We start from the raw sequence: 8,727 nt of genomic DNA, 5'->3' as shown, positions 1-8,727 counted from the left end.
AAAAAAGGGGTTCTAGATATTAAGTGATATTCTAGTTGACTTCGGGTAGGACATAATTGTGTAAGACCTAATTAGAGGTGACTCGAAAGGGCGATGATTAGCTCAAGAATCTCCCGCGTTTTAACCGGGAGAGTGTCAAAGCAAGGGGAATAGGGAGTCTACACTCATCCTAACTGACACTCGCGATCGCGATCGAGTTCCATCGTCCTCATTGATTGGTCTTATGTCTTATGTCTTATGTCTTATGTTAAAGAAGGGGTTTCATCCCCCGCTTGAAAAGACGGGGGCTTTCACCATCGCTTTTCGGTAATTTTATTTCTTCATACATAATTTATCATAATTCAGGTCAGATGGTAATTGGCGAATCTACATAAATCGTCGGTTCATTCATCTTAAAGTTAATTCCATAAGCCAATAATTGTTTGGAAATTTTTTCATTAGCGAGTTCCAATAGGCGTTTACGTAATTGAATTGAATTTTCACTAGATCCGAGAATAAAAAACGTTACTCTAGCCCGGGTAGTTCTTTCTTCCAAGGAGGGAATTAAGGTAATATTTGTACTTCCCGGATCGATACCGAATAAAGCGTTCGTACTTTCGGTAATAATTTGCTGAACTAAAGCTTTTTCTCGTTCTTCCAAAAGTTGAGCAAAATCCAAATAGAGTAACACCATCACTTTCTTCCCTCGGGTGACATTTTCGATTTCCCAATTTGCCATCGTTGAGTTAGGAACAATCAAAAGTGTGCTTTTAGCCGCCGTGCGAATTTTTGTAGACCGCAAGCCAATCGATTCAACGCGACCAAACACCTCATTAGGTAAACGAATATATTCTCCCGGAATAAACGGACGGTCTAAATAAAGGACAATCGTACCCAAAAGCTGTTCCAATGTCTTTTGTGCCGCAAACGCGATCGCAATACCGCCAATCCCAAAACTAGCGAGTAAGCCGACTAAATTGACTTCCTGGCTTTGAGCAAATGCGACCACAGCAATAAACCCAATAATTACATTAGCTAGAGTCTCAAACACAAGAAGCAATTCATCAACTTCTCGTCCGAGTTTCCGCACTAATCCTATCCCATACACTCGCACAAACTGGCGAAATAAGCGAGAGGCTAACCAAGCCACACTCACGGTTACGGCTAAATCCATAAATGGAAGCATGAAGTTATACAACCCTGGATACTCTCCCAGCCAAGCCAGTGAGAATGAGAGTAGGATTAAGGTGCCAGCAAATTTGAAAGCTTTTTGGAGTGGGTCAATCAAATTATCATAAATTTCCTTTCCCTGCTTAATTGAAAATCGGTGGATAATCCAGCTAACCAGAATCGGAGTATATCGACCCGCCAAAATAGAAAGGAGAGCAAATATTAAGAAAAGAACATAGTTAGGCAAATTTAAGGAGTAAATAAATTGATAAACATCACTAATTCTGTTGGTTATATCAGTTAAATTCATCGGCTAGTACTGCTATTTTGGAAGTCGGAGTTCCTATACAGACACGACAGGTCACGTCTGTATTTTACTACAGGAGCTAAATGCTCACTTACAAGTTCCCCTGAGTGGCTCGCACCCGCTCCTACAGTATAACTTTTGACCCGGCACGACCTTTGAGGGCAAGCTTTTGACTTCCCAGGTAACGGTACTAGATTGTAATGGGTGAATCCACATTAATGGTTTGTTCTTCAATATCAAAGGCAATCCCATATTCTTTAAGTTGCTTAGCGATATTTTGTTTAGCAATATCGAGGAGTTGACGCCGCAATTCCATAGAAAACTCACCGGAACCCAAGATAAAAAAGTTAATTTGGGCTTGAGTCATTGCCGGAGATCCATCTTGGATGATATCTTTAAATGTGACGTCTGTACTGCGAGAGTCAATCCCAAAGATATCAATTGTGCTTTCTAAGATAACTTGGCGGATCAGCGATTTTTCTTGGTCGGGTACCGGACGATAGAAAATTAATGAGATAATCGAAATCACTTTCTTGGCGCCCGTGAAGTTTTCGATACTGACCTGAGTCAGGGAACTATTGGGAATCACCATTAATGTTCCTTTACCAGAGGTACGGATTTTGGTAGACCGCAGTCCAATGGATTCGACTCTGCCAAAGGTGCCATCGGGTAGACCAATATAATCATCGACGACAAAGGGACGGTCGATATAAATCACAATACCACCGAGTAACTGTTCCAGGGTTTTTTGTGCCGCAAAAGCCACAGCCAATCCGCCAATTCCCAAACTTGCCAACAAGCCCAAAATATTGATTTGATGGGTTTGAGCAAATATAATGATAATGATGACAATAACCACTAAATTGACAATCAGTTTGGAAAGGAGTAAGAGTTCACTATTCACCTTTCGTCCACTTTGCAGGGTGGCATTTAAAAGATAGGCATCAAAAAATCGCTTGAATAACCGAGAGCCTAACAAAGTCGCGGTAATCGCTAAGGCGAGACTGATGGGGAGTTCAATCAACTTGATAAACTCCCGTTTGGCATAGGCGAGAAAAATAATATCGGTTAAGGTTAGACTCAGGGCTAGACCGAGTAATTCTTTTTCGGGTTGAATCACCTTGGGATAGAGATCCTTGAACCCCTCAAAGGCTGAACCCAGCCAGCGAAAGGCAAAGGAACCGCCCGCGATCGCGAAAATCCCGGCAAGTCCGAGTAAAATTAATGTTTTCAGGGTATCGAAATCCAGGAGTCCTGGTAAGGCATCCAGCATTCTAGTCTCCAATTTCAGCAATTAGCCGTGTTAGACTATTATGGCGCGGAGTAGGGAATTGGTTGCCAAACCCCTACGTTTTGGTTCTACGGTTTGGTTACCAAACCCCTACGGCGATAACCACCATAACACGGGTCGCTGATTTAATTGGTGCAAGGGGTTTTGCCTCTATTGAAAACTCAAAACGAGTTATAAAGACAATTGCAATAAGCATCGTAGGGAACAAATGTCAAGGGTGGAAAAACTAATCCACCGGTGTCTAAGATATAGGTTAAGGTATCGGGTGTTAGGCGACAGCCTAAAAGTAGACTCAACCCTGTTTAGCTTTGACTGGGTAAAACATTGGGAATCTCTTGATTCATTTGGAGTTTTCCAATCGCGTCTTTAATCACATCGAGCAAATGCTGATTTCCCTGCTGCTGCGCTAATTGAACCGCTTTTTGCAAATCCGCGATCGCTTCTTTTTTTTGCCTCAGTTTAGTCTGAGCCAGCCCCCGATTATAATACGCTTCAATATGGTTAGGGCAAATTGTCAATACTTGGTCATAATTCTTGATCGCCTCTTTATACTTTTGCAGCGCATAGTAGGCATTGCCTCTATTATTATAGGCTTCATAATTTTGATTATCCACAGCAATTGCTTTAGCATAATTGCCAATCGCTTTAACAAAATCATTTAAATAGTAATATCCATTACCTCGATTATTATAGGCTTGAGCATAGCTAGGATTTATCTCAATTGCCTTATCGTAGCTTTCAATAGCTTTCTTATATTGATTTAAGGCGATATAGGTATTTCCTAGATTCTTATAACTTTCGGCAGGGTCAGGATTAATTTCAATTGCCCGCTTAAAATCCTCCAGAGCCTGTTGATACTGGTTTAACTTATAGTAGGCATTGCCTCGATTATAGTAAGCCCGCTCATAGTTAGTATCCAGTTGAATCGCTTGAGTATAATCGGCAATCGCTTCGTCATAACTCTCTAACAGATAGTAAGTATTACCTCGATTATTATAAACTTGCGTGTAGCCCGGATTAAGTTTCAGTGCATCATCATAATTTTGGAGGACTTCTTGATAATTTTTTAGCGCCAAAAAGCAATTTCCGCGATTGTAATAAGACAGCGCTAAATTGGGATAAATGTTAATAGCTTTACTGTAAATTTCAATCGCTTTATCGTACTGTCTTTTTTGATAAAAACTTTCCCCTTCTTGATTATAATTAAAAGCAAGATTTCTCTTATATTCTAAAACAGCAGGTAAAATCAATCCTAAAATAATCATTAGCCCAAAACCGCTTACTATGAAAACTATAATTATCCCGCCGATTTTGAGGATTTTGACAATAATTCTCAACTTATTATTTAGCTCCATTGATTCTGAAAGACAACTTCAAGCAACTTTTCTCACTTTACGAATCAGCACGATTTCTTCTTCGCGTCGAACGATAGTGCGGACTGGAGTCACACAAACAATATCTGTGGCAGGATCACGTCCAAAAGCATCAAAGCTTAGGGATTTAAGGGGAACAATATAGCCTGAACCATTGGGATTTTGTGCATTCATAGTCTAAAGCCTTATTCTTCAAACTTTGAACATTTGCTATGTTCCTACTATAGCAACTTAACATTGAAAGATCAAATACATAAGATACAGATAAAGTATATTCACCAACATCTTGCCGAAAACTTATGGAAGTTAGTTTCAGCAGATTTAGAATTAAAAATTAATCGTAATAATTGCATTGCTATCCCTAGAGGGAGTCGGATATAGCACAACATCACGGAGAATTTGGATGAATTATCATTCCATTTTCTCTAGGAATTTTATACCACAGAACCCGATACAGGTCTAAGGGTTGAGATTTTCCTTTTACCCGCATCGGCGGCATTTTTTCCACAGGAATAGTTCGATCATTGAGTTGTTCTAAGGTACTTTGAGCGATTAAAATTTCATTAGGTTTTGCTAAATTACAAATACGACTTGTCACATTAGTGGTATCGCCAATCGTAGCATACTGAATCAGTTTAGCTGAACCGATATTTCCCGCCGCAACTTTCCCTGTATTTAACCCGATGTGAATTTGAATGGGTCGTCTTTTGCGTTGAACCCACACTTGATTTAAACGGCGAACTGCCCATTGCATATCAATAGCGGCTCTTACAGCTAAATCTACATCATTGGGTTTGCGATAGGGAGCGCCCCAAACGGCTAGCAATGCATCACCAATATATTTTTCTAATGTTCCTTCATAAGGGAAAACAATCTCCTCAACCATCACCTGAAAATACTCATTGAGCATTTCAATAATTTGCCGGGGTTCCATTTGGGACGACATTTTTGTAAAGTTACTAATATCAGCAAACAAAGCCGTAACTTCCGTATCAACGATTTCTAAATTGCCTTCCTCCCGCAGCTTACGACTCACCGTTCGCGGAAAGAACCGTTCCAGTTTATCCCGCATCACCGCCTCCGCCTGCATCTTGGTATAAAGGCGGGAATTTTCGATCGCGATCGCGGCTTGATTTGCCAGACAGGTTAAGAACTCCAAATCTTCATCAGAATAGATATCCGTCAGGGATAAATTATCCACATACAAAACGCCGATGACGCTATCTCGCGGTTTGAGAGGAACACACATCGCCGCGTGAATCCCTTGTTTGAGAATCGAAACCGAATCATTAAACAAGGTATCAATTCGGGCATCATCCGTTAAAATAGCATTGCCTTGAGTGCGAACAAAATTAGTAATATGTTTACTGTAAAAGTGAGTATTTTCTGGACTCTCGAATTGCAATTTAACTGCTTTCTGTTCAAGTTGACCAGTTTTTTCATCAACCATCAAAATAGTTGCCCGATCAACCTGCATGATCTCAAATAACAGATCCAGAATTTTTTGCATCAGTCGGTCGGGTTTTTCGGGAGAGGAAAGTTGTTTGCTCACCTCTAGCAAAATTTGCAATTTACTAACCGCTCGCTGCTGGACATCTTGGTTTCGTAGTTTTAGAACCGAGTGTTCAGCTTTATCCGGTTGCAGTAAATCTCGCATCCTGACCCGAGTTTGCTCAGGTGCGACTTGTCTGAGAATTGAAAGATTCGAGGTATCCTCATTGAAGGATTTTTGTCGAGGGGAGGGAATGGTTTTCACAAATTTGAAAAACACACTACCAAAGCGAATTAAGTCTCCATCCTGCAGTTGGCATTTCTCAATTTTACACTCGTTAACAAACGTGCCATTGAGACTTTGTAGATCCTTGAGTGTAGCACTGTCGGGGGTAAGGATAATTTCGGCGTGGTGACGGGAGAGATACCCATGGAGTATAACGATAGTATTATCGTCCTCACGCCCGATGGTATTGACACCAAGCTTCAATTGATAAACTTTTTTATTAGGAGTATCGGGATCGTAAATTAAGTAGGACACGCCCCACCCTCACCCTTATGAGATCATTTTCATTCACGATAGCGAATGCTGTGGAGCAAGCTACCAGTCCCTTGCGGTCAATCTCCCGCCTGAGGCTTCAGATACACTAGAAAAGATTGGCAATCGGGACTTTATGAAAATCGCCGAGAAAACCCCGTCGCCTTGGACAAATCGCAACAAGTCTCGCTTTTGTTGCAATAACTGCGGTCATCGAACTCACGCAGACCTTAACGCCGCTAAGAATGTCCGAGATGACTATATTCTGTCTTCTACCCTTCAGGGGCACTAAGAGCAGGCGTCAGACAATGCGCCGGATGTTTCGGGCGAGATTGCTCTCGCCTAGTTACAAGCCCCATCGCCTTGTGCGTGGGGCTGTTGACCCACAACTCTAGATAAATCAGCATGGCGTCATCGCTCACATACACTCAAGCACCTTGGAGAGAAACCTATACTGAAATTATTGATGTTCGCAGTCCCAGTGAGTTTGCTGAGGATCATCTGCCAAACGCCATCAACCTACCCGTCCTCAATGATGAACAACGGGCGAAAGTCGGAACCCTTTACAAACAAGTCTCCCCTTTCCCCGCCCGGAAACTGGGCGCCGCCCTCGTTGCTCGCAACATAGCTCAACATCTTGAGTCTCACTTTGCCTCTAAAGAAAAAAACTATCATCCTCTGGTGTACTGCTGGCGTGGCGGTCAACGTTCTCATAGTCTGGCTGGCGTCTTAAATCAAATTGGCTGGCGAGTTACCGTTATCGAGGGCGGCTATAAAACCTACCGCACTTATGTGCGCCAACAACTCGAAACGTTACCGCCCCAGTTGACGTTTCAGGTGTTATCCGGTTTGACGGGTAGCGGAAAAACCTATATCTTACACCAGTTAGCTCAACGCGGCGTCCAAGTCCTTGATTTAGAAGGCTTGGCAAATCATCGGGGTTCCCTATTGGGTCAACAGTGGCAAAATCAACCGACACCTCAACCGGCGCAAAAATATTTTGAATCCTTACTGCTGTTGGAATTACAACGCTTTGACCCCAGTCAGCCGATTTGGGTTGAAGCCGAAAGTAATAAAATTGGACAGCGTTATTTGCCCCCCTCCCTTTGGCAACAAATAAAGCAGGCGAACTGTATTGAAATTCAACTCCCTCAAACGCTTAGAATCGAACGGCTGCTGCAAGAATATCCCCACTTCATCACCCATCCTGACGTATTGAAACGTAAGCTAGTCTATTTGAAATCTCGCTACGGTGGGCAAAAAATTCAGCACTGGTATCGTTTAATTGATACCGAACAATGGCATACATTAGTTGGAGAATTGCTCAGTCACCACTATGACCCAGCCTACAGTCGTTCCATTGGGCATCTGTACCAATCCGCCTCACGCATTTTAGAGATTGATCAGGTATCGGATACTACGGTAGCAGCGTTGCTTGAGCCGTTTGAGTAATGAGGGCAGGTATGGAAGTATGTCAGGGATAGCATAAAATATATTAAATAAATATTGATAAATAAAGGAGTAAAGTATGAGATTTATCAGCCCCAAAGTAGATTATGCTTTCAAGAAAATATTTGGTTCAGAACAAAGCAAAGAGATATTAATCAGCTTTCTGAATGCTATTGTTTATGATGGAGAACAAGTCATTAAAGACTTAACCATCGTCAACCCCTATAATCCCGGTCAGACACTCAGCTTAAAAGACACCTATTTAGATGTTAAAGCAGTTTTAGCTGATGGCTCTATTGTGGTAATAGAAATGCAAGTCGCATCAATGGCTGCTTTCAACAAAAGGGTGGCTTATAACTTGGCAAAAGCTTATGCCAATCAGCTAGTCAAAGGAGAAGATTACCCCCGGCTTAATCCAGCCATGGCAGTTACTATTACAGATTTTATTCTCTTTAAACAAACAGAGGATGTTATTAATAAATTTGTGTTTCAGGAGAGAGAGAAAAAGTTTGAGATTCTCAATCAGGAATTACAGCTAATCTTTCTCGAATTACCTAAGTTTAAGAAAACTCTCTCAGAGTTAAAGAGTTTGACAGATAAGTGGATTTATTTTCTGCGAGAAGCTGCGATGTTGGAGGATATCCCTGAGAGTTTAGGAGAAGTATCGGAAATAAAATGGGCATTAAATCTGGCTAACCAAGCCAATATGACAGTGGAAGAATTAGATATAGTAGATATGCGGGGGATGATGTTACAAGACGAGAAAGGGCGGATAATTTATGCAGAACAAAAAGGTGAACAAAAAGGAGAATCGCGATTAATCCTGCGACTACTTAAAAAGCGTTTTGGAGAAATCTCTGTGGAAACAAGCAGTCAAATTCAAGATTTATCTGTTGAAGATTTGGAAAGTTTAGGAGAAGATTTTTTAGAGTTCGATAGTCTAAAAGATTTGGAAAATTGGTTGATGGAGAGATAGTCAGTTTAAAGTTATAGCAACCGCCATAGCTGTTAGGACACATCATTTATGTAGAGACGCGCCATTATGTAGAGACGCGCCATTATGTAGAGACGCGCCATTATGTAGAGACGCGCCATTATGTAGAGACGCGCCATTATGTAGAGACGCGCC

At 41.5% G+C, this 8,727-nt stretch carries 7 protein-coding genes; 2 read left to right on the top strand and 5 right to left on the bottom strand.

Features of this window, described 5'->3' with window-relative positions:
• Nucleotides 1-346 precede the first annotated feature (346 nt).
• The 5 genes from RIM23_RS16710 to RIM23_RS16690 all read right to left on the bottom strand — a co-directional run bounded on the left by RIM23_RS16710 (nucleotide 347) and on the right by RIM23_RS16690 (nucleotide 6,152).
• Nucleotides 347-1,459: a mechanosensitive ion channel family protein gene (locus tag RIM23_RS16710; protein WP_446368313.1), complete on the bottom strand. Its 1,113-nt coding sequence runs from the start codon at nucleotides 1,457-1,459 to the stop codon at nucleotides 347-349.
• A 187-nt stretch (nucleotides 1,460-1,646) separates the two neighbouring features.
• Nucleotides 1,647-2,729, bottom strand: a complete 1,083-nt coding sequence (locus tag RIM23_RS16705; RefSeq protein ID WP_446368312.1) for a mechanosensitive ion channel family protein — start codon at nucleotides 2,727-2,729, stop codon at nucleotides 1,647-1,649.
• 320 nt (nucleotides 2,730-3,049) lie between these two features.
• Nucleotides 3,050-4,012, bottom strand: a complete 963-nt coding sequence (locus RIM23_RS16700) for a tetratricopeptide repeat protein (protein WP_446368311.1) — start codon at nucleotides 4,010-4,012, stop codon at nucleotides 3,050-3,052.
• A 108-nt stretch (nucleotides 4,013-4,120) separates the two neighbouring features.
• The gene (locus RIM23_RS16695) at nucleotides 4,121-4,294 is read right to left on the bottom strand and encodes a hypothetical protein (protein WP_446368310.1); all 174 of its coding nucleotides are present in this window, start codon (nucleotides 4,292-4,294) and stop codon (nucleotides 4,121-4,123) included.
• 214 nt (nucleotides 4,295-4,508) lie between these two features.
• Nucleotides 4,509-6,152, bottom strand: a complete 1,644-nt coding sequence (locus RIM23_RS16690; protein ID WP_446368309.1) for an adenylate/guanylate cyclase domain-containing protein — start codon at nucleotides 6,150-6,152, stop codon at nucleotides 4,509-4,511.
• A 402-nt stretch (nucleotides 6,153-6,554) separates the two neighbouring features.
• Between RIM23_RS16690 and mnmH the strand changes: the two genes are divergently transcribed.
• Nucleotides 6,555-7,601 carry a tRNA 2-selenouridine(34) synthase MnmH gene (gene mnmH, locus RIM23_RS16685; RefSeq protein ID WP_446368308.1) on the top strand — a complete coding sequence of 349 codons (1,047 nt, stop codon included), beginning with the start codon at nucleotides 6,555-6,557 and terminating at the stop codon, nucleotides 7,599-7,601.
• A gap of 76 nt (nucleotides 7,602-7,677) precedes the next feature.
• Nucleotides 7,678-8,574, top strand: coding sequence for an Rpn family recombination-promoting nuclease/putative transposase (locus tag RIM23_RS16680; protein WP_446368307.1), 897 nt, complete (start codon nucleotides 7,678-7,680; stop codon nucleotides 8,572-8,574).
• Nucleotides 8,575-8,727 lie beyond the last annotated feature (153 nt).

Origin of the sequence: Coleofasciculus sp. G3-WIS-01 (genome assembly GCF_040223135.1) — a bacterium.
Taxonomy (GTDB): domain Bacteria; phylum Cyanobacteriota; class Cyanobacteriia; order Cyanobacteriales; family Coleofasciculaceae; genus Coleofasciculus.
This window is presented reverse-complemented; position numbering and strand designations above follow the sequence as displayed.